Below are 22,412 nucleotides of genomic sequence, written 5' to 3'. Positions count from 1 at the left end.
GCCCATGTAGGTCAAACTGGCGTGCACGCTGTCTTTGACCATGCGAGCGCCTCAGATGACAAACCGGACCCCAGCGTCTCAACCACGCGCTGGTTATACGCGTTTATCCATTCACGCTCGGCATCGGTCAGCATCTCGACCAGCAACATGTCCGTTTGAATAGGACACCATGTAAGGTTCGAGAACGTCAGAAAGCCATCATCTTCCTCGACAATTTCAACGAGGTTTTCGATCCGAATTCCAAAACTGTCTTGCTCGTAATACCCAGGTTCCAACGAGAGGATCATGCCCGGCGCCAGATCAACCGGGTTATAGGGCTTGCCAATTCGCTGTGGGTGTTCATGCACGGACAGTCGGTGGCCCACTCCATGACCTGTCCCATGATCGTAGTCCAGCCCGAGGTCCCACAGCGGTCGACGACAGATTGCATCGATGTGATGACCTTGCGTACCCGGCGGAAAGCGCAGGGTCGCTATCGAATGAAACGCCTGGAACACAGCCGTATAAGCCCGATCATATCCTTCTGGGCGGTTGGGTCCAAAAGCGAAGCTGCGGGTGGCATCGGTGGTGCCAGTCTCGTACTGACCACCGGAATCCAGCAGATATGTGTCACCAGGACGGATCGCCACCTGATTGTCCCCTCGTGTCGAGTAGTGGCACATAGCAGCGTTGCCGCCTGCGGCAGATATGGAATTGAAGCTTTGTTCAAGAAAACCGGGTTGGCGTTGACGAAAGCGCAAGATCGCCTCTTCTGCTTCGCGCTCTGTAACAGGCTGGCCCGCTTCACTGCGGCGCGGGACTTCGGCAGCAAGCCAGGCGCAGAACTCGACCCAAGCTATGCCGTCTTGGATATGGCAGGACCGCATCCCCTGCAGCTCTACAGGGTTTTTTACGGCCTTACGGGCAGTTAGGAAACTTGAATGAGGCTGCGCAATACCACCGGCTTGGTCTATGACCGCGCGCACGGCAACCGGCGAAAACGCGGGATCGAACAAGACACTCTGCCCCGGCTCAACTTGCTCTTTTACAGCAGGCAGAAATTCGTCAGGAGCGCGGACTAGAACCGTCTCGGGCAAGAACTGGAGGACATCCGGGTGTAGCTTCGACGCCGCAACAAACCAAAGAACACTGCCGTTTGCGTTTACCAACACAAAGGACTGCGGGATTGGGTTAAAGGCAACATCCGCCCCCCGAATGTTCAGCAACCAGGCGATGTTGTCGGGCTGCGTCTCAACCAACAGTTCCGCACCTCTGGTCCGCATCCAGCTTAACAGTTCATCGACTTTCTCGCGTGTCGGCTGGCCTGAAATCTGAACCGGAAAGGGTTCTATTTCTCCAACCGGGGGCAATGGTTGGTTCACCCAAATTCTGTCAACCGGGTTATCTTCGACAGTGACCAGCTTGCCTTGCTGGACCGCCTTAGCAAACCGATCGAATAAGGTTGGAGGAATATGCATCGGGTCAAATCCGACCTGCCAGCCAGGCTGCGCCACACCCGCCAGCCAATGCTCGGGTGGTTCCTCGAACAAATGGTGGTGCGAGAACAATGGCTTGGGACATTGGTTCGCGGCCTGAACCACATAGCGCCCATCCACAAACAGCGCGACCGTATCCATGGTGACGATAGCAAAACCTGCCGATCCGGTAAACCCGGTCACGTAAGCAAGCCTTTCATCATGCGGCGCAACATATTCCGCCTGATGCGCATCATATCGCGGCAGAATAAATGCATCCAAGTGTCTGGCTTTCATTTCCGCGCGCAAAGCGGCGACGACAGGGGCCTTGTTCGCGTCAGGGGCGTCAAGCATGGGTATTGATCTCTTCAACATGGTGGCAGGCAACTTCGCCCTGCTCCTTGAATGGTTGCAGGGTGGGTCGAGTTGCCTTGCAGATTTCGGTGGCGTGGCGGCAGCGCACATGGAACGGGCAACCGGACGGCATATTCAGGGGCGACGGCAGTTCGCCTTCCAGCTTGACCGCCCTGCCCCGATCATCGGGGTTCAGCGATGGGGCCGCTTGCAGTAACGCCTGACTGTAAGGGTGCGCCGGGGCGGAAAACAGCGTCTCGCTGTCTCCGATCTCGACAATCCGGCCCAGATAAATCACCGCAACACGGTTTGAAACGTGACGCACCAAGCGCAGGTCATGAGCGACGAACAGGATTGTCAGCCCCAAAGTCTCCTGCAATTCAAGCAACAGATTGACCACTTGTGCTTGCACCGAAACATCCAGTGCCGAGACCAGTTCATCCGCGATCAGAACCTCGGGCTCGACCGCCAATGCGCGGGCAATGGCAATACGCTGGCGCTGTCCGCCCGAAAACTCATGCGGCAGCTTGTGCTGTGCATCTTGCGGCAATCGCACCAGTTCCAGCAACTCGGCAACGCGCCCGGGGATGTCCGCTTCTGGGCGCATCTCATGCACGCGCAGCGCTTCGGTCAGGATTTGCCCCGTTGTCATCCTCGGATTCAGAGACGAGTACGGATCCTGAAACATCATCTGAACGCGACGATTATACACCCTGTCAGTACGCTGATCGGCCGCAAAGATTTCATGCCCATCAAAACGAATTTCACCATCGCTGGGTTTGTAAAGCCGCACGATACAGCGGGCGAGTGTAGACTTGCCGCAACCGGACTCTCCTACGACACCCAGTGTTTCGCCCCGGATCAGATCCAGGCTGACACCGTTCAGTGCGTTCACGACACGACCGGGGCGACCGGTCAGAAAATCGCCTGGGCTGCGCCCTAAAGGAAAGCACAGATGCAGGTCGCGGATTTCCATCACCGTGGCGCTCATGCGGCATTCCCCTGAGACGTGGCAATCGGATTGAAACAGGCCACCTGCCGCCCTTCGGTGATCAAAGACAAGGCCGGGCGATCCTGACTGCATGGTGAAATACATGACGCGCAGCGCGGGGCAAAAGCACATCCCACAGGCAAAGCGTCCAACCCCGGTGGTACGCCGGGTATGGAGTAAAGAGGTGTGCGTGGCGGCAAATTCTCGGGCACCGAACGCATCAGACCAACGGTATAGGGATGATGCGGTTCGCGCAGAACATCCCTGACCGGCCCTTGCTCGACGATCCGGCCCGCATACATCACCGCAACTTTGTCGCAGGTCTGCGCCACGACGCCCAGATCATGCGTGACCATCACCACCCCCATATCCAAGTCCTGCGCCAGTTGAAGAATCAGATCGAGGATCTGGGCCTGAATGGTGACGTCCAGCGCCGTGGTTGGCTCATCCGCAAGCAACAATTTAGGGTTCGCTGCCAGCGCAATGGCGATCATCACCCGTTGCCTCATGCCGCCGGAAAACTGGTGCGGGTAGTCCTTCAACCGTTGTGAAGCCGACGGGATACCGACCAGATCCAGCATCTCTATAGCACGATCCCGGCGCGCTGCTCGCGACAGGTCGGTATGGGCGCGCAACGTCTCTTCAAGTTGTAGACCAACCGTCAGCAGCGGGTTGAGAGAGGTCATCGGCTCTTGAAAGATCATCGCGATCTCACGCCCCTGAATTTGACGCAGGGCGCGATCTGCCATCCCGACCAGATCGCGCCCTTGCCAACGCACTGTTCCGGTTACATCCCCGTAACGGCGCGCAAGTCCAATGATCGAACGCAACGTGACGCTTTTGCCTGATCCGCTTTCCCCGACCAGCCCTAGGACCTCACCCTGCGCGACAGAAAAGCTCACGTCACGCAAGGCAGGCAAGGCGCTGCCGTTGCGGTAGAAGGTGGTGTTCAGGCCCTCGACCTGCAGGATCGGTGTGTTGTCTTCCATCCCTTACCCCCTCGGCCTCAACAGATCGGCCAACCCGTCGCCCAACAGGGAAAAACCAAGACCGGTCAAAACAATTGCGAGCCCCGGCATCAGGCTCAGCCACCACGCGGTTGAGATAAAATTGCGCCCTTCGGCAATCAGAACGCCCCATTCGGCCTGCGGCGGTTGTGCACCCAACCCAAGATAGCCCAGCGAAGACCCCAGAAGGATCACCAGTGCCATGTCGGTCATCCAATAAACGATCACAGGCGAGATCGCGTTGGGAAGCAAGTGGCGGAAGATGATGCGACGGTCGGAATAGCCCATGACGACCCCGGCGGCCGCATAGTCATTGCCCATCTGAGCAATGACTTCGGCTCGCATCAGGCGTGCGTAATACACCCAATAGACCACCGAGATGGCGATATACATATTGACCAATCCCGGCCCCAGCACAGCGACCACCGCGATCACCAGCACCAGAAACGGGAAGGTGATGACTGCATCAACAATCCGGCCAAAGATCATATCGGCGATGCCTCGGTAATAGCCGACCAGTGCGCCGATGATCACACCTGTTACCAGCGCAAACACGGTGCCGAACACAGCCATTTGCATATTGACCTGATAGGCCCAGATCACGCGAGACAGGCTGTCACGGCCCAACAGATCGGTCCCAAACGGGTGCGCCCATGACGGGGGCTGACGGATTGCGTTGTAATCAATCGCATTTGGATCATATGGCGCGAAGACCCCTGGAAAAATCGCCAGCAGGATCGAAAATCCGATGATCAGCATCCCGGCGACAAAACCTGGCTTTCGCAAGGCCATACGCAGGAAAGAAGGGCGATCAGCGGCGAAGGTCACATCACTCATTGCAGGCGCATCCTTGGATCAAGGCGGCTCTGGAACAGGTCCGTCATCAGAAACACCAGCGAAACCAACACCGCAAAGGTCAGGGTCAGGCCCTGAATCAGCGGGTAGTCGCGGGCAAAGATCGCCTCGAGCATCAATCGCCCCATGCCCGGCACGGCAAACACGGTCTCGGTGACCAGCGTTCCGCTCATCAGATTGCCGATGGAAAGACCCAGCAGCGTCACGGTTGAGATCAGCGCATTGCGCAACACATGCCGTCCAAGGATCAGGCGCGACGGCAGGCCCTTCGCGCGGGCGAACTGGACATACTCGGCGTCAAGCACCTCGATAATCGCGCTGCGCAGGTTCCGCATGATGATGGCCGAGGTGTAAAGCGCCACCGTGACCGAAGGCAAAAACAGGTGATAGAGCTTCTCTCCAAACGTATCCCCATAGCCACCAACCGGAAACAGGCGCAGTTGCGCCGCCAAGAACGTCAGCAGAACCAGACCGATATAGAAAACGGGCATCGAAAGACCGATCTGGAACACCGTGCGGATCACCGCATCCGGCCAGCGCCCACGATTCAGCGCAGCGACAAAGGCTAGCGGCCCGGCAATCAGCAGCGACAGGACCACGGAATATACTGTCAGAAACACTGTTATCGGCAGACGGTCGGCGATCACATCTATCACATCCGTCCGCATCAGGATCGAACGTCCAAGATCGCCCTGCACTGTATTGCTGAGAAACAACCAGAACTGAACCAGCATGGGCTCCGTCAGACCCAGCCGTTCGCGGATCGCCTGAATATCGGCATCCGAGGCGCGGTCACCTGCCATCGCAATGGCCGGATCACCCGGCAGCATACGCACCAACATGAAGATGATGACCATGACCAGAAAGAAGGTCGGCACCATCATCAACAGGCGTTTGAAGATATAGTTCAGGCTGGACACATCCGCGCTCCGACAAAAGGCCCCGCCGCCAGGGTGCGGCGAGGCAAGGGCTTCAGCTCTTACCGGCTGACTGTTGCTTCATCGAAGATGTTATTACCCAAGGGCGTCTGAACATAGCCCTCGACCGAAGTTCCAAGCGCCACTGCAAAGGGGGTCTCGTACATAAACAGCAGCGGGGCGGCTTCGGCATAAAGGTCCTGCATCTTGGCGAATTTGGCTTTGCGAGCCTCGGGGTCCATCTCTTTCGCGGCTTCTTCGAACAGAGTGTTGAACTCGGCATTCTCCCAACCCGTGCCAACAGCTTTGGCGGTCGGAGTATATCCCAGCCAACCTACGACTTGACTTGGGTCGTTTACATCGTTGACCCAGCCATAGGTGTGGATGTCAAACTCACCGGAACGGTTCTTTGCCCCTCGCGTGGCGCCATCGACCTGTTCAACCACCAATTCGATGCCCAAAGGCGCCCACATCTGTTGCAAGGCCGCAAAGATGGTCGCGTCATCCGCAGAGCCTGCCAGCGTTGTCAGCGTAACTTCAGTGCCCGGTTCCAGACCCGCTTCGGCAACCAGCGCCTTGGCCTTTTCCATGTCATAGGAATACAGCGGGCTGAGGTCAGAGGCGTACTGAGTAGCTTTCGCCATCAGTGGCGAGCTCATTGGCTGACCCGCGCCATGCAGAACCACACCGATCAAGGCATCCTTGTTGGTGCCATAGTTCAGCGCCTGCCGCACGCGGGCATCCGCCAGCGGGTTCGGTGAGCCGTCAGCGCGCGTTTCGCGCGTGTTGATCGGAGAATAGATGATCCGTGTCGATGGGTAGAGCTGCATACTGATATTCGGATCAGCCTCCAACTCGGCCACACGGCTGAACGGGATAAATTCGGCTGCGTCCACTTCACCAGCCTGCAGGCTCAGAATGCGGGTCGCGTCATCCGGGATGATCTCGAAATGTACACCTTCCAAGTAAGGCAGCGGTTTGCCGTCCGCGCCCATGCGCCAGTAATTCTCATTGGCGCAGAAATCCATCGAGGCCCCTTGTTCAAAACCGCACAGGTAAAATGGGCCGGATCCGACGCCAGCAGATGTCGAGGCAAAGATTGCTGCGGATTTATCCTGATCCGTATCACCTGGTGCTGCGTCAAAGGCCGCTTTGGAGACAATCGCCGTGTTGAACGTTGCCAGCATAGACAGAATGGTTGGGTCTGCATCCGTCAAAGAAATCGTGACCGCATTGCCATCGGCTGACACAGTATCAATTGAACCCAACAGGCCCGCCCAAGGGCTAAGATCCGGGTTCCGCGCCCGGTCCAGAGAGAATACGACATCGCCCCCTGACATGGGTGATCCGTCGGCAAACAGAATGCCCTCTCGCAGGGTCAAAGATACCGTCTTGCCGTCGTCTGAGACAGAAAACGTTTCAGCCAATCCGGGTTCAACAGAGTTTCCATCGGCGCTGCCGCGCAGCAGCGTATCGAACAAGCTGCCAACCATCCAAATGTCAGGATTTCGATCCGCATAGATCGGGTCAATCAATCTTGATCCGTCATATCTGGCGAAATTCAGCGTGCCGCCTCGTTCCTGCGCCAACGCTGGCACCGCCAAAGATGAGGCAACAACCAGCCCAAGTACCGATTTCAAATGCATTCTCTTGTCCTCCCGCAACAGCATCTGCTTCATGCGAGGGGAGAATAACCAATTTTTAACATTACTAAAGTTTTTTTTAGCTATGAAGAAAATTTTTTAAGCGTGCGAATCTTGATCAGAAGTATTGTTGATCGGCGAAGTCGTAACCCAAAGCTCAACCGCTTCGGTCTCACCCAGCACGACTGAATAGTGCAACGTTGAGGTGTCGTGATGAATCACATCGCCCGGCGACAGCGTGAAAACCTGATCACCCAAATGATATTCCAACTGCCCCGACAACAGATAACAGAAGGCCTCACCAGTATGGCACATGCGTTCAGAAACATGCCCAGCAGGGCGATGAACGATCTGCGGGTGGAACAACGCGCCAGCGAATCCCGGACCCAGTTTTTCATAATAACGCCCACGTGTTCCAAGCGAATATGACTGGCGGTTATCCCGAGCAACATACTGAGAATACACCTCGGGCACACTGAGCAATTGTTCGATACTGGTCTGTAAGGCCGCTGCGATCGACATCAGGGATGTCAACGACGGAGAACTTAGCCCGCGTTCCACCTGAGACAGAAATCCGGTTGTCAGCTCGGCAGATTGCGCCACCTGATCCAAGGTCTTTCCCATCGCCTTGCGCCGCCTGCGAATGGCCTGCCCCAGCTCGGTCGGCTTACCTTTCTGCTTGGACTTGGCATGCTTGGTCGGGGCTTGCATTCACGATCTCCTGGGCTTCGGAAAGTGCAAGCCATTCAATAGAATTATTCGGCGAAGATCAAAATTTATTTTTATCTGCCTAAAATGCTCAAACTGAAAAAGGATTCCGCGCAGTGTCTCAGGGTGGAGTGGCGCGATCCAAATCATGCCCATGGTTTTGGGTGACAGTTTTGTATTTTTTCTTGCGACCCCGGCAACCTAAGCAGGACATCATCGGTGCGTAGTGCGGGTCTTTGGCTCTTTTCAGAACTGGAATGATACCTGCACATCGCCGCCGTATTACAGGTCATCCTGAGCTAAGAGTGCTCCAAGCAAAATTCGAAATTTAAGTGCTGCGCCAGCCTGTGCGGGCGCAGTCCAGGTGTAACCCTGAGGTGGAACTTATGGCAGCAGATCAGAGACCTTGCTGAAACCCGCCAGATCGTAGGTAAAGGTAATCGGTTCACCGATCCGGTTTACCCCTGCGATCGTCAATTGGTCTCCGGCACGCATGGCGGACATCCAGTCCGAGGAAACCGTTGAGCGGGCAAAACACCCCTGCGCCTCGCAGGTCAGAAACGCGGGCTGCGCGACTTCGGTGCCATCTACACTGGCCACCAGCCCTTCGGAAAACAACAGTCCAAAAGGAAGGGTTAGCACGGCCTCAACCTCGTCATTTCCAGCCGGTTTCACAAATGCGATCGAGGTCAGACGTTGATTATTTTCGGCCAGAACAATGCTTTGTGTCATCTCGCAAACCAACTCGCCCCCACTGACCAAATTGCTGCAATTGACAGACCAAAGCGGTGCCTCGGTTTCCTGAGCGGCCAGCGGCAGCGCCAACCCCATCGAGACGCCCAAGACACAAATCCAAGTTTTCATTCTGCTGTTCCTCATGAATTAGAATTGTACTCCAAGGCCAAGCCCAACCTGCAAAGCCTCGGTTGAGTCTCCGAACATATGATCCACGCTCAGATTGATAAAGCGGCTGTCATCCAGTGCGAACAAGCCAAGCCGTGCCGAAATGACCCCATGGCTGTCGCCGACATAACTGGTATTGGCAAAGCCGCCATCTGCAGCGCTGGCCCCCGCGAACCCGGCAGTGACCGATACTGTATCATCGGACGAGAATATAGCGCCCGCCCGCAAACTGGCGCGCAGCTTCTGCTTGCCGCTCAGGACCTGTTCGGTCCCCATTTCCAACGAAGGTGTCAGCGAGTAGATCATGTTGCTGTCGTCTTGCAGGGTGACCCCGGACAACGTGGCTTGACCGTTACTCGAAGTGGCCAGACGTGTTGCGTCAAATGACAACTCGGGGCGCAGGTAAGACGCGCCTCCAGCGAACCTGTGGTCATAGGCAAAGCTCAACCGCAGGTTCTGATGGTTGGTCTTGTGGGTGATCTCACTGACCCCTGACGTGTTCACAACAGTCCCGCCTGGCAGCACACCAACGATCCCACCGGCGCTGAGCGTATCGTAATCCGACCAACCGGCGGACAGCTGGGCTGCGAATTCCCACGCGCCAGAATATTTGGTGATCGACGCGCCAAGATTGAACCGGTCGCCATTTGCAGTATAGGACGACCCGTTGCTCAGGCTCATCCGGTCGTGACCCACGGCAAATCCTGCGTAAAGCTCATCTCCGACCGGAATACGCACACCTGCCGAAAGGTTGGTCGCGTTTATGTCGAGCGAATCGTAGATTCCGGTCTGGTCGCGGTCAAAGAAGGATCTGCCACCCGAGAACCACATGCAGTTCCGCGGATCATCACCAACCTGATAATCCGTGAAGCGCTCACAATTGTGCAGTGTGTCGGCAAACACCCGTGTGCCGTAGTAAGCATCCACCAGATCAGACGCATAGTCTGACGTCGACAGCGTGTTGATTGCAGCGATGACCTCAGCCTCGGACTGCATATTGCCGATGAGGGCAAACAACTCGCCCTGTGCCGCCGATCCCTGACCGTAAAGCACTTGGTTGATATAGTTACCGATGGCCGTTTGGTTGGCATTCATCCCTTGCGTCGAATAGTCGGGCGCAACCACCAGATCGATGGAACTGCCGTCAGACGTCGAACCATTCAAACCTATCGAATAGTCCAGAACCACCGTGTCCTGAATCGTTGTCCCGGCATCCGCTGCGGTGCCATTCGGATTGATGATCACCAAAGGCAAAGCGCGTTCCAGCGTGTTCAGCTGTGGCGTCAACGTACCGCCGATTGTTGCGTTTCCGGTCACATTGACCAGATCGCTTCTACCACCAGATGCACCTGAGGTGAGGAAATACACATCAAACGTCGACGTTGCGCTATTGCCGAAGGCAAGGCTTCCGGTCAGATCCAGCGTTTGGCTGACATTGCCGTAGAAAGCAAAGTTACTGGCCTGCACAGATGACGTGAACGTTGTGTTCAGCCCCCAGTTGGCCCCCAGAACAAACTCGCCGTTCACCTGCATCAGCCCCGCCGAACCCAGATCAACGGTATCCAGCGCATAGAACGCAGCCCCGTTTGCAACGGTCAGGCCGTTGGAACCTGCGCCAAGGTTCAGGTTTCCAAGCGCCGCACCCGAAAGTGTCACCTGATCGTTCCCATCCCCGCCATTCAGCAGTTGATTGTTCCCGGCCAACAAAACGCTGTTCGCCGACAGCGACAGCGCGTTGTTCGTGCCCCCGTCAACAACGATCGAAGCAACCGAGCCCGTCTGCCCGGTGCCACCCATGATAACACCATCGAGGCCAAGATTAATGGCACCTGCGCCATCACGCCCCTCGGACTGCGCCAGAACACCGATGCCGCCTGCGCCAACCGACATGATATTGCCGCTCAGCGCCATGTCGATGGCCCCACCGGAACCCGCGCCGCCAGCGGAACCACGGAAGACTGAATCCACCATGCCGCCGCCGCCGCCCAGAGACTGCGCCAGCACACCAATCGCGTCTTGGCCGGTGGTTACGATGGTCCCGGTCTGCGTGAAATCGATATCGCCGCCATTGCCGCCATTGTTGGTCGACAGACCCACGGTGATCCGGCTTTGCGCCATGTCGGTCGAGACAATACCGCCGCCACCGCCGATGCTCTGAATGACGAAGCCATGAGAGCCTTGGCCGCTTGTGGTCATATCACCGATATTGGTGAAGTTGACATTGCCGCCATCCCCGGTCGATCCATCCTGCGCCCCCAGGGTCACATCGGTGGCACCAAGCCCCGAGATCACAACCTCGCCACCGCCCGCACCGATGCTTTGTACCGTTTGACCAAACGCGCGGTCTCCGCTGGTAAAGACATCACCGTCCAGCGACAGGCTGATCATGCCGCCATCGTTGTTGAAGCTGGGATCAGCACCCAGGATAACCGATGCAGCCTTTTCTGTACCGGCCACGCCACTGCCGTTGCTGTTCAGCACCAGCTTACCGCCGCCGCCACCAATCGACTGCACTGTACCCGCCGACGAGAATGCGCCATCTGTGCCAACATCACCCGTACGGTTGCCGGTTACATCTCCACCATTTGCATCGTTGGTGTTGATTGCACCCAGTCGTGCCGTGACGTCGATGGCGTCACCATCCTCGACGTCCACGTTGGTGGACGCGGTTCCACCGCCGCCGCCGACGCTCTGCACCATCAGGGCGGTCGATCTGTCACGCGTCGTGGCGATGTTGCCGTCATGCGTCTGCGTAATCTGATTGCCCGCCGTGCCTGATACATCGTCGCCGCCAAGGGCAATGTCGCTGCGCACGACCGAACCTGTCGCGCCAGACGTCCGCGTTGTGAAATTGACCGATGTGTTGGCATTGCCGCCACCGCCATTCACCGATTGAGCAAACACAGCCTGCGCACCTTCACCATTCACCAGAATGTCGCCAGTCGAATTCACGGTAACGGTGCCGACCGAACCGGTTGTTCCTGTACGGGCACCCAAGGCCTGTGAAATGGTGTAATCCAGCGCCGAAACCAGCGGGGACGAGACCGAGTAGCCTGCGTTGCCGCCACCGCCGCCTACGGATTGCGCATAGATGCCAAACCCGTTTTGGGCGTTTACCACAATGGTGCCGGTATGATTGACCGTGACGTCTCCGCCATCGGCACCCGAACCGCCCGAACCACCAATGGCGATCTTGGAGAAAGACTTGCCGGTCATCGTGTTCTTGAGGTCATTCACATCCATGGACACGGCCAGCCCACCATTGCCGCCACCGCCGCCGACCGATTGCGCCATAACACCGTAAGCTCCAGCCCCATCGACCTGAATATCGCCGCTGTTGGAGACGATTACATTGCCCGCTACGTTACCGCTGCCGCCCGAGCCGCCGATATTCAACTGCGCTGTGGGCGAGCTGTTGTCGCCGGTTTTCAGCCGCAGTGTCCCAGTGATGGAGCTGCCTCCATTTCCGCCACCGCCACCGATGGACTGGGCGAAAATTCCATGCGCACCGGCACCCGTGGTCACGATGGTACCCGCATTGGTCACTGAAACGGTGCTGCCAATACCGCCTGTGCCACCCGAGCCGCCCAGACCAAATTGCAGCGCCCGCCGCGTGCTGGCCTCAGCCCCGCCATAACGGCCGTCGACCGAAATAGTCGAACCGCCAGTGCCGCCGCCGCCGCCAACAGACTGCGCGAAGATACCGTGACTTTCAGCACCGCTGGTCAGGATTGTACCGTCGACCGTATTTGCAACCGTCACTGTGCTGCCAGCCCCGCCTGTGCCGCCGGTGCCACCAATCAGAATGGCGTTTGTCGTTGCACCGTCCGAGGACCGACCCAGGATGATGTTGCGCACCTGTTGAGCGTCTCCGCCACCGCCGCCAACGGATTGCGCGTAGATACCAACGGATTTGTCGCCAACAGTCTGGATCAGGTCTCGGTTCGTGACCGACACCGCCGCCGAGGTCGCACCCGTGCCGCCATTGCCCCCGATTGACAACGTAGCCGTGTTGCCGATGTCTTTGCGCAGGCTGATGATGCGGTTCTCGACCACACCCCCCATGCCGCCACCGCCGCCGACGGATTGCGCAAAGATGCCATGAGACATTGTGCCTTGGGTTGTGATGATCCCGTCGCTGTCTACGGTTACGGTGTCCGAGGTCATGCCGTCCCCGCCTGTACCGCCGACATTGATTGATGCAGTGGTCCCAACGGTCGACGGGTTTACTACGGCTTTGATGGTATCGAGGTTCGACTGACCCGCCTGAACCATACCGCCGGTGCCGCCCGCGCCGCCAATGGATTGTGCCAGCAACCCGTTTGACCGGTCGCCAAAGGTCGCGACCCGCGCGGTATTGGTGAGGTCAACCTTGCCCCCCAAGCCACCGCTGCCGCCGCTGCCGCCGATAGACAGGGCAATCGATGTGCCCTTGCCGGCCGAGTTGCTGGCCTTGCCGCCGGTGCCGCCGCCGCCACCTACCGCTTGGGCAAACACCGCATGGGCATCCGTACCCTGGGTTGAGACCGTACCAGCCACAACAGCTGTGACATCGCCGGCTTCACCGCCGGTGCCACCTTCAAGCCCAACGGACAGGCTGGCCTTGTTGCCTTTGCTGTCGCCGGTCTTAGGGGTTCCGATGCTGACCGAGGTCGAGGTCGAGTTTCCGCCTCCGTTACCGATCGATTGTGCAAAGAAGCCATAAGAGCTGTTGCCCTGCGTAGAGATGATTCCGTTCGAGCTTGCATAGACGTTGCCGCCCATTCCACCCGTGCCGCCAACGCGACCGATCTGGATGTTGACGTTGCCGCCATCCACCGAGGTAGAGGCAGAGTTGTAACCGGCGTTGCCGCCCCCGCCGCCAACAGATTGCGCGAACAGACCGTGGGAATTTGCCCCTTGCGTGGTGATGTCACCGGTATGGCGCAAATCGACAGCACCACCGTCGCCGCCGTTTCCAACACCACCGCCAATCGCCAGACCAAAGCCCTTGTTTGTCGCGTCCGAGGCCAACTCGTAGGTCATCCCCAGGTTCAAGGCTGCGTTGCCGCCACCGCCACCGATGGATTGCCCAAAAATCCCGTGGCTACCGTCCTGCTTGGTCAGGACATTGCCGTAATGGTCCACATCAATCGTACCACCATCGCCCGCAGTTCCGGCAGAGCCACCAATGGCCACCACAGCCGAAACACCCGTCTTATTACCCGAGGAATCCGCCGGGTTCACCTTTCCCTCAAGCTCATCAAGTACCGCATTGTAGTTTGCGATGACTGAGTCATCGACGCCTGTGTTCGTGGGCGTTTTGCGGCCACTTGAATCGCCTGTGCCGCCATTGCTCTGACTGCCGGTAGTTTTGCTGATACCCACAACCGCGTTGATCCCGGCGTCACCGCCGCCGCCACCGATGCTGGACGCCTCGATCCCGTGCGATCCGGCCCCATCGGTTGTGATGGTACCCGCTGCCGCTGTCGACGTTCCGCGCGCTACGGTGACATTGCCCGCGTCACCTCCGCCGCCACCAAAGCCACCAATGCCCATCGCGATCGGTGAGCTGTCTTTGGTACCCACGAACGTCGCGTTGATCCCACCGGTACCGCCACCGCCGCCAATGCTCTGCGCAAAGAGGCCACGTGCGTGATAACCATTTGTCGAGATATTGCCGGTTTGCGTGACAGTTACGTCGCCCGCATCCGCGCCAGTGCCTCCGTGGCCGCCAAGGCCGCCAACGATGCTGAGATCGGTCTTGCCGCTGGAATTGTTGGAATCGCCGTAGTTCAGTTGACCAGTCACGTTCAGCGCGCCGTTACCGCCGCCGCCCGCAATGGATTGCGCCAGAACACCGTGCTTCCAGTTGCCCGCAACCGAAACCGCGCCCGCATGATCCACCGCCACATTGCCCGAGATATTGCCGTTGCCGCCAAAGCCGCCAACACCAAATGTGACCGAGGGGATCTTGCCGTCTTTGCTCAGCGCGATACCGCCCGAGACGTTCAACCCGCCATTGCCGCCGCCGCCGCCGATGGACTGCGCCAGCAGACCAGCCGAGCCGTCTGTATCCTGCTTTTCTTCATTGAAGACACCCATGTCGATAAACAGACGCTCAAGTCCGAAAGTTGAGGTCAGTTCCTGAGTTTGATCGACAATCGTGTTGCCCAGGAAATCGCGCAGCTTGTCCTCGAACGTTGTAGTGTTGGGGATCGAGATGTCATCAGGGTTTGTTGTGACCGTGATGTTTGCCTGGGACGTGACAGTGACGTCACCCGCTTTGCCGCCATTGCCCGCGAACCCGCCAACACCCACGATCAGGGAACTGTCTGACACGATCCCACCCGAGACGTTCATGCCACCATTGCCGCCACCGCCGCCAACGGATTGTGCCAGCAGACCGGACTGCCCTGTACCATGCGCCCGGATCGTGCTTCCTGCACCGATATCAACCGAGACGTCACCGGCGTCGCCGCCGCCACCGCCAAAACCGCCAACCCCAACAACAACTGCGTAGGACTTGCTTTGATCGGTCAGACCCGCGCCGGGTTTGCCGCTAATCGCCAAACCGCCGGATACATTTATCCCGCCATTGCCGCCGCTGCCGCCAAGCGATTGCGCAATGATGCCACTGGCTCCTTTGCTTTGATCAACAGTCGAAGTGCCGTTGGATATGACCATTGGCACCGCCTGAACATTGCCGGTGTAATCCAGATCGACAGATTGCGCGTTGCCGCCCGCGCCACCAAAACCACCGACACCCGCCGCGACTGAAAAGATCGTGCTGGAACCCGAAGGTTTGGTCAGCGACAGCGTCCCAGAGATATTTGTGCCACCGGTTCCGCCACCACCGCCAACGCTTTGGGCAAACAAACCGTGCGAGCCGTCCCCTGCTGTAACAACGTCGCTTTGTACATTTAGTTTCACGGTGCCTGCGTCTCCGCCGCCGCCGCCGAAACCGCCGAGGCCCAGACCCACAGCCGCACCGGATTTGCCAGACAAGCTTACCGCGCCGGATACATTCAGACCGCCGTTGCCGCCGCCTCCACCAACGGATTGCGCCATAACTCCGATACTTTCCGCACCAGTTGTGACAATCGAACTGGTTCCGCCAGCGTTTGTGCTGGAGCGCAGGGTGCTGATCACATCTCCGGCATTCCCAGCACCACCGCCAAAGCCGCCAACGCCAAGGCTGATCCCGCCCCCGTTCTGCTGGCTGATGCTCACAGATGCCGAGATATTGGTGCCACCATTGCCACCGCCGCCGCCAAGGCTTTGGGTCAGAACACCGGTGCTGCGGTCGCCATCAGTGCGCACGCCGCCCGTGACAGTCGATTGAGTCAGTGCCCCTGCGTCTGCTCCGCCGCCGCCGAAGCCGCCCACGCCGATACCCACAGCGGCATTGGTCGACCGGGACAGGGAGAGCGCGGATGAAATGTTCACACCGCCATTGCCGCCGCCGCCGCCAAGGCTCTGCGTCAGGATACCAACTGAATCATCCCCAATAGTTGTCACATTGCCTGTGACCTGCTGCGTGACATTTTCTGACGCACCGCCGCTGCCGCCAAATCCGCCAACGCCAACACCGAGGCCGCCCGAATAGTTGCTGGCCACTGAAATCGCACCAGAAACGTTGGTTGCGCCGTTGCCGCCGCCGCCACCAAGGCTCTGGGCGATGATACCCGCAGACCGTGTGCCAGAGGTGATGATGTTTCCCGTAACTGTGCTGTTAACGGTGCCACTTGTTCCGCCGCTGCCCCCAAAGCCGCCAACGCCGATGCCTGCAGCACCGGAACCTGTACGCGCAATGCTAAGCGCGCCCGAGATATTGACGCCACCGTTACCGCCTCCACCGCCAACGGATTGCACCAAAACGCCGGTCGACGTGTCGCCCGTCGTTGTCACATCGCCCGTGACCGTACCGGTTGCAGCATTGGCACTTCCGCCACTGCCACCGGACCCGCCAATGCCGACACCGACAGCGCCGCCGCCTGTGCCCGAGAGGTTGACAGCCGCAGAGACGTTCAGCCCGCCGTTGCCGCCTCCACCAGCAGCAGATTGCACCAGAACACCGCCCGAGTTGTTGCCCGCAGTATTCACGTTGCCCACAACGGTGCCCGTAGCAGTGTTGGCATCACCACCGCTTCCACCGCTGCCGCCAAGCCCTACGGATGCGCCCCCGCTTCCTTTTCCGGCGACAGTCACTGTCGCTGAGACGTTCATGCCGCCATTGCCACCGCCGCCGCCAAGGCTTTGTGCGATGAACGCTCCGGATTCATTGCCTTGGGTCGAGACGTCGCCTGTCAGCGTTGCCTGTACCGTTCCGCCATCGCCGCCAGTGCCGGACGCGCCGCCCAGACCAACAGATGCACCCCCCGAACCCGTTCCAGCCGCAGCCACCGCGACCGAGATATTCATGCCGCCATTGCCGCCACCGCCGCCAACCGATTGAGCCAATAACCCGGAAGAGGTTTCGCCTAACGTAACAAGGTCACCAGTGACGTCAGCCGTGACCGACGAAGCGTTGCCGCCACCGGTTCCGCGACCACCTAAACCCACTGCAGCCGCGCCAGAACCGGTACCTGCTCCACCTACAGAAGCCGAGACATTGAACCCGCCGTTGCCACCGCCGCCACCAATGGATTGCGCGACGACCGCACTGGATTGGTTGCCTTCGGTGCGAACACTGTTGGCAACTGTCAGCCCGACAACGCCACCGGTGCCACCGCTGCCGCCGGACCCGCCCAAGCCAACGCTGATTGCGCCCGCGCCTGTGCCAGCCCCGGCCAGCGCTGGTGAGACGTTGAAGCCGCCATTGCCACCGCCGCCACCAACGGATTGTGCAAGGATACCCACCGAAGCAGAACCCATGGTCACCACGTTTTTAGTGGTACTGGCCGTGACAGTACTGCCGTCACCACCACCCGCGCCAGAGCCCCCAAGACCAACCGAGACCGACCCCGCGCCGGTGCCAGCGCCTGAGACGGTTGGAGAAACGTTAAAACCGCCGTTGCCGCCGCCGCCACCAATGGATTGCGCAACAAACCCGCCGGACGCGAAACCTTTGGTCAAAATGGTGCCGTTGGACGTCAAAGTGACTGCACCACCATTGCCGCCGGTATCACCCGATCCACCCAGACCGACGCTGACCGCACCACTGGCTGTTCCCGCGCCTGACAGAACAGGGGCCACGTTGAACCCGCCGTTGCCGCCACCACCACCGATGGATTGTGCGACGACACCCGAAGATTGATCTCCGCGCGTTTCAACAGCGTTGTTTGACGTGGCTTTGACGGTGCTGCCGTCGCCGCCGCCACCGCCATTTCCACCCAAGCCGACAGACACACCACCGCCAGCGGTGCCCGATCCCTGGACTGACGCACTGACGTTGAAGCCGCCATTGCCGCCGCCGCCGCCGATAGACTGCGCCAGAATGGCCGTTGATCCGTTGCCCCGCGTCAATACAGTGCCGCCGGACGTCAAAGTAACTGAGCCACCGTTGCCACCGCCACTGCCGGTACCACCCAAGCCAACGCTCACCGCGCCTGACCCGACGCCCGCACCAGCCCCGGTACCCGAAACGTTGAAACCGCCGTTGCCACCACCGCCGCCGATCGATTGCGCGACTACGCCCGAGGAACGATCCCCAATCGTTTCTATTGAATTGGTTGTGGTCAGGGTGACAGTCCCACCGATCGCACCAGTGCCACCATCACCGCCCAAACCTACGCTAACAGCACCGCTGCCCACACCTGCACCTGCCAGCGACGCACTGACGTTGAACCCACCGTTGCCACCGCCGCCACCGACCGACTGTGCCAGGACCGCAGTAGAATCCGTGCCGCTTGTGCGGACTGTACCCGTGACTTGCCCGGTGACTGTCTTCCCGACACCACCACCAGCGCCGCCGCCGCCCAAGCCAACGGAAACGGCACCGCCGCCGGCACCAGCCCCCGCTATTCCGGCTGTGACGTTGAAACCGCCATTGCCGCCACCGCCACCAATGGACTGAAACACCACACCACTTGACGCATCAGCCAGTGTTGTAACGTTTCCTGCAACCTGACCTTCAACGATGCCGCCATCGCCGCCCGAAGCACCATTGCCCCCCAACCCGACTCCAATCGTACCAGCTCCGGCGCCCGCTGCGGCGACACCTGCGGTGACGTTGAAACCACCGTTACCACCACCGCCGCCAATGGATTGAACCACCACACCCGTCGAACGCAGTCCCTCGGTTCGGACGTCTCCGTTGACGCGGACACCTGAAACAGTGCCTCCGTTGCCCCCGTTGCCACCCGAGCCTCCCAATCCGACGTTGACTGTTCCCGCGCCTGCGCCGCCTGCAGCCAAACCTGCCGCGACGCTGAATCCACCGTTGCCGCCACCGCCACCGATGGACTGAACGACAACCGCCCCGGAATCGTTTCCACGCGTTGTAACATTTGCACCAACCTGCGCGGTCACAGTGCCACCGATACCGCCACCGCCGGATTTACCACCCAGGCCGACATTCACGGACCCGGCAGCCGCGCCGCCGATATTAGCGCTGGCCCCGATGCTGTAGCCGCCATTACCACCGCCGCCACCGACGGATTGCGCAACAACGCCGCTGGAAAACGCGCCGCTGGTCTCGATGGATGAGCCGCCCGCGACCAAAGTGACCTTGCCTCCAGTTCCTGCCCCGCCGCCATTGCCACCGACGCTGACATTAACCCCAGCAGATGCCCCACCGCTGGCGCTGATCCCGGCCGCGATACTGCCCCCGCCGTTGCCACCGCCGCCACCGACGGATTGCGCAATAATCGCGCTTGAGTTTGTGCCGGTCGTCGTCACATCAGCATTGGTCGAGACCTGTACGATCCCACCATTCCCAGCGCTGCCCGCCTGGCCACCAATTCCGACCGAGACGTTGCCGGAAAACAGCGCCGAGGCACCGCCGGTTGCGGCAACAGCCAATCCGCCATTGCCGCCACCACCGCCGACAGACTGAAACAGCATACCGGTTGACCGGTTCCCTGTTGTGACAACCGTGCCTTCGAAACCGGCGGCAACGGCTGCGCCACTGCTGTCAAACTGACCAACCGTGACGTTACCGCCTTTGCCACCTGTACTGCCGTCACCTCCAACACCAACTGCCAGAGAGCCAGAAACCGGACCGCCGGAGACCGCAACCGAAACGGCATACCCGCCATTGCCGCCGCCACCGCCAACGGACTGCAACATGATGCCGGTTGAATCGTCTCCCCCGGTTTGCACCGAAGCCGAACCGCCGCCAGCAAGCGTTACATTGCCCCCGTCTCCTCCACTGCCTGCCGATCCGCCGACGGAAACAGAAGCAGCGCCAAAAGCGCCGACAGCAACCGAAACAGCCCCGCCGCCGTTGCCGCCACCGCCACCAACAGATTGCGCAAAAACACCCGTGGATCGCGCGCCCGACGTCTGGATCGCCGAAGGCTGACTGCTGTCTGTATTGGATAAAGTAACGTTGACGTCACCACCTTTGCCACCAGCTCCGCCATCGCCGCCGATTGCGACGCCTACAAAGGCCCCAACAGACCCGGACGAACCGCCATTACCGCCGCCGCCGCCGATAGACTGGGCTAAAATGCCCATCGCATCGTCGCCGCCAGTGGTGATGATGCCATCGTTAACAATGGTTACGGACGAACCGCTGCCGCCGCCGCTGCCGTTGCCGCCAACAGACACCATGCCGCCGGACGATCCCCCGTCACCGCCACCGCCGCCAATGGATTGAGCGATGATGCCACGCGCGCCATCCCCCTGGGTCACGATGCGCCCATAGTTGCTGACGCTAACCGCCGCACCTGTACCGCCACGAGACCCGCCGCCGCCGATTGCAACCAAACCGTAGGAATTCGCACCGGTACCACCACTGCCACCGATTGACTGCGCCATCACCCCGTCCGCTCCGTCCCCAAGGGTCAGTATGCTTCCTGATCCCTGCACAGACACGCTGACGGCGCTACCGCTGCCACCATTTGATCCCACACCACCCAACGACAGAGAAACGAGGCCCCCGGCAGTTCCACCGGAACCGCCCCCGCCGCCGATGGATTGGGCAACGATCCCTCGAGAGAAACTGCCCCGCGTTTCAATGGCTCCACCATGCGAGACCGACACCTGCCCGCCGTTGCCGCCGTTATCTGCGCTACCTATCAGTGAAACAAGAAGGTTGCCGCTGGTTCCGGCAGAGCCACCGGACCCACCGACGGACTGAGCAAGAATCCCGTTGGCAAAATTGCCGGTGGTCAGGATAGTGCCGGTGGACGCCGTGTTGACCACCACGTTGCCACCGCTGCCGCCGTAGCCGCCGCTGCCGGAGGATCCGACCAATCCCCATTGCGAACCGCCATTGCCGCCGTTGTTTGACACACTCAGCGCATAGATACCGTCAGCATAGTCACCGCTGGTCGAAATCGATCCAGCCTGGGTCACCGTCACGTTACCACCATCGGCCGAGTGGCCTCCGGTGCCGCCGCCCGGTGCCGCAAAACCACTGCCGCCGTTCCCAGCCTGGCCGCTGCGGCTGAACGCAAAGATCCCCTCGTTGTTAGCGCCCGATGTCTGGATCGTGCTGCTGGCCGTTTGCGTTGCGTTTACCGTGCCGCCCTTACCGCCGTCACCGCCATCGCGCCCGTCCCAAAAGCTTAGATAGGAATCCCCGCCGTCGCCGCCGTCGCCGCCAACACTGCCAATCTCCCATCCGACATTGCTGGTGGCATTCACATCGCTGCTAAGCGACTGGGTCTGAGTCGGGCCCGTACTGCCGTTTCCACCTGAACTCGGTGGAACCACCAATGCACCGTCCCGCCCATTGCTGCCATCCTGTCCATAGACAACCTGACTCACCCCATTAGGGCCTGAGACGTTGACAGGTGGTGTCACCGTCCCCGGCGTACCCGAGCTGTTGAAGTCGCTGTTGTACTGAGACAGCGTCAACTGGGTCGACAAACTTGCCGTACCGGTCGCTCCACCGCCGCTGATTTGAGCAGTCGTTCCAGAAATAGAGACAATACTGAAGGCAAGCGGGGGATTGTCTGAATTGTAGATTGTGTCGCCTGCGCTCTTGACCAGAAAAACGTAGCCGTCTGCGGTTTCAACGAAGGCTGTTGTACCCGCCGTTGGCGTGGATGCGGGGTCTACGATCAGTGCGCTAACTGTTGTATCCTGACCCGTCACCGGGTTTTTGACGGTATCACCAACCTTCGAGGCCGCCGTCGGCGCAGCGAGCAAAGGATTTGAAATCAGAGCTAAAAACGAAACAGTAACCAGCAAATTTGATTTCTTGATCACTCTGGAACCTCACAACCAACGCATTCAAACGACACGGCGACCGAACAGGTTCCCGAAAAGCAGTCACCTGCAATTCGAGCTTTCCCCATCACCATCTTGTGAAGAGTATCTGCAATTTTAAGACGATTGATGTGAATTTGTTCACTCATTAACGGTTTGGTAAGACTAATTGCTGATTTACAACACAAAAGTATCACTTCGATACAATGCAATGTTTCCAAAGCGATAACGAATGCCACCCGCAATGGTTGTTCGTTTCAATCTGAGCAGAGGTCACA

9 protein-coding genes are annotated in these 22,412 nt (G+C 59.4%); all 9 read right to left on the bottom strand.

Translation table 11 applies throughout. From position 1 onward, the window contains the following. Positions 1–11 precede the first annotated feature (11 nt). The 9 genes from GOV90_RS09690 to GOV90_RS09650 all read right to left on the bottom strand — a co-directional run bounded on the left by GOV90_RS09690 (position 12) and on the right by GOV90_RS09650 (position 22,134). Positions 12–1,808: an aminopeptidase P family protein gene (locus GOV90_RS09690; protein WP_171095631.1), complete on the bottom strand. Its 1,797-nt coding sequence runs from the start codon at positions 1,806–1,808 to the stop codon at positions 12–14. Then, a complete protein-coding gene (locus tag GOV90_RS09685) occupies positions 1,801–2,799 on the bottom strand; it encodes an ABC transporter ATP-binding protein (RefSeq protein WP_171095629.1) in 999 nt (332 codons plus the stop codon). Before GOV90_RS09685 ends, GOV90_RS09690 begins: the two co-directional genes overlap by 8 nt. Further along, the gene (locus GOV90_RS09680) at positions 2,796–3,788 is read right to left on the bottom strand and encodes an ABC transporter ATP-binding protein (protein WP_171095627.1); all 993 of its coding nucleotides are present in this window, start codon (positions 3,786–3,788) and stop codon (positions 2,796–2,798) included. Before GOV90_RS09680 ends, GOV90_RS09685 begins: the two co-directional genes overlap by 4 nt. Positions 3,789–3,791: 3 nt before the next feature. Beyond that, a complete protein-coding gene (locus GOV90_RS09675) occupies positions 3,792–4,643 on the bottom strand; it encodes an ABC transporter permease (protein WP_171095625.1) in 852 nt (283 codons plus the stop codon). Continuing rightward, positions 4,640–5,581, bottom strand: coding sequence for an ABC transporter permease (locus tag GOV90_RS09670; protein ID WP_171095623.1), 942 nt, complete (start codon positions 5,579–5,581; stop codon positions 4,640–4,642). Before GOV90_RS09670 ends, GOV90_RS09675 begins: the two co-directional genes overlap by 4 nt. Positions 5,582–5,640: 59 nt before the next feature. Then, positions 5,641–7,224, bottom strand: a complete 1,584-nt coding sequence (locus tag GOV90_RS09665; RefSeq protein ID WP_171095620.1) for an ABC transporter substrate-binding protein — start codon at positions 7,222–7,224, stop codon at positions 5,641–5,643. 96 nt (positions 7,225–7,320) lie between these two features. Continuing rightward, on the bottom strand, positions 7,321–7,932 hold the full coding sequence (locus GOV90_RS09660; RefSeq protein ID WP_171095619.1) for a helix-turn-helix domain-containing protein: 612 nt from the start codon (positions 7,930–7,932) through the stop codon (positions 7,321–7,323). Positions 7,933–8,313: 381 nt separating this feature from the next. Then, positions 8,314–8,793, bottom strand: coding sequence for an invasion associated locus B family protein (locus GOV90_RS09655; protein WP_171095616.1), 480 nt, complete (start codon positions 8,791–8,793; stop codon positions 8,314–8,316). An 18-nt stretch (positions 8,794–8,811) separates the two neighbouring features. Beyond that, positions 8,812–22,134, bottom strand: a complete 13,323-nt coding sequence (locus GOV90_RS09650) for an autotransporter outer membrane beta-barrel domain-containing protein (protein WP_171105846.1) — start codon at positions 22,132–22,134, stop codon at positions 8,812–8,814. Between the last annotated feature and the right edge of the window lie 278 nt (positions 22,135–22,412).

Origin of the sequence: Ruegeria sp. HKCCA5929 (assembly GCF_013034525.1) — a bacterium.
Lineage (GTDB): Bacteria > Pseudomonadota > Alphaproteobacteria > Rhodobacterales > Rhodobacteraceae > Ruegeria.
Note: the sequence above shows the minus strand (reverse complement) of the source record. Positions and strands in the feature narration are given on the sequence as shown.

Coding starts and splice junctions, on each gene's coding strand:
- GOV90_RS09690 (WP_171095631.1), bottom strand. CDS start 1,808: ATGCTTGACGCCCCTGACGCGAACAAGGCCCCTGTCGTCGCCGCTTTG.
- GOV90_RS09685 (WP_171095629.1), bottom strand. CDS start 2,799: ATGAGCGCCACGGTGATGGAAATCCGCGACCTGCATCTGTGCTTTCCT.
- GOV90_RS09680 (WP_171095627.1), bottom strand. CDS start 3,788: ATGGAAGACAACACACCGATCCTGCAGGTCGAGGGCCTGAACACCACC.
- GOV90_RS09675 (WP_171095625.1), bottom strand. CDS start 4,643: ATGAGTGATGTGACCTTCGCCGCTGATCGCCCTTCTTTCCTGCGTATG.
- GOV90_RS09665 (WP_171095620.1), bottom strand. CDS start 7,224: ATGCATTTGAAATCGGTACTTGGGCTGGTTGTTGCCTCATCTTTGGCG.
- GOV90_RS09660 (WP_171095619.1), bottom strand. CDS start 7,932: ATGCAAGCCCCGACCAAGCATGCCAAGTCCAAGCAGAAAGGTAAGCCG.
- GOV90_RS09655 (WP_171095616.1), bottom strand. CDS start 8,793: ATGAAAACTTGGATTTGTGTCTTGGGCGTCTCGATGGGGTTGGCGCTG.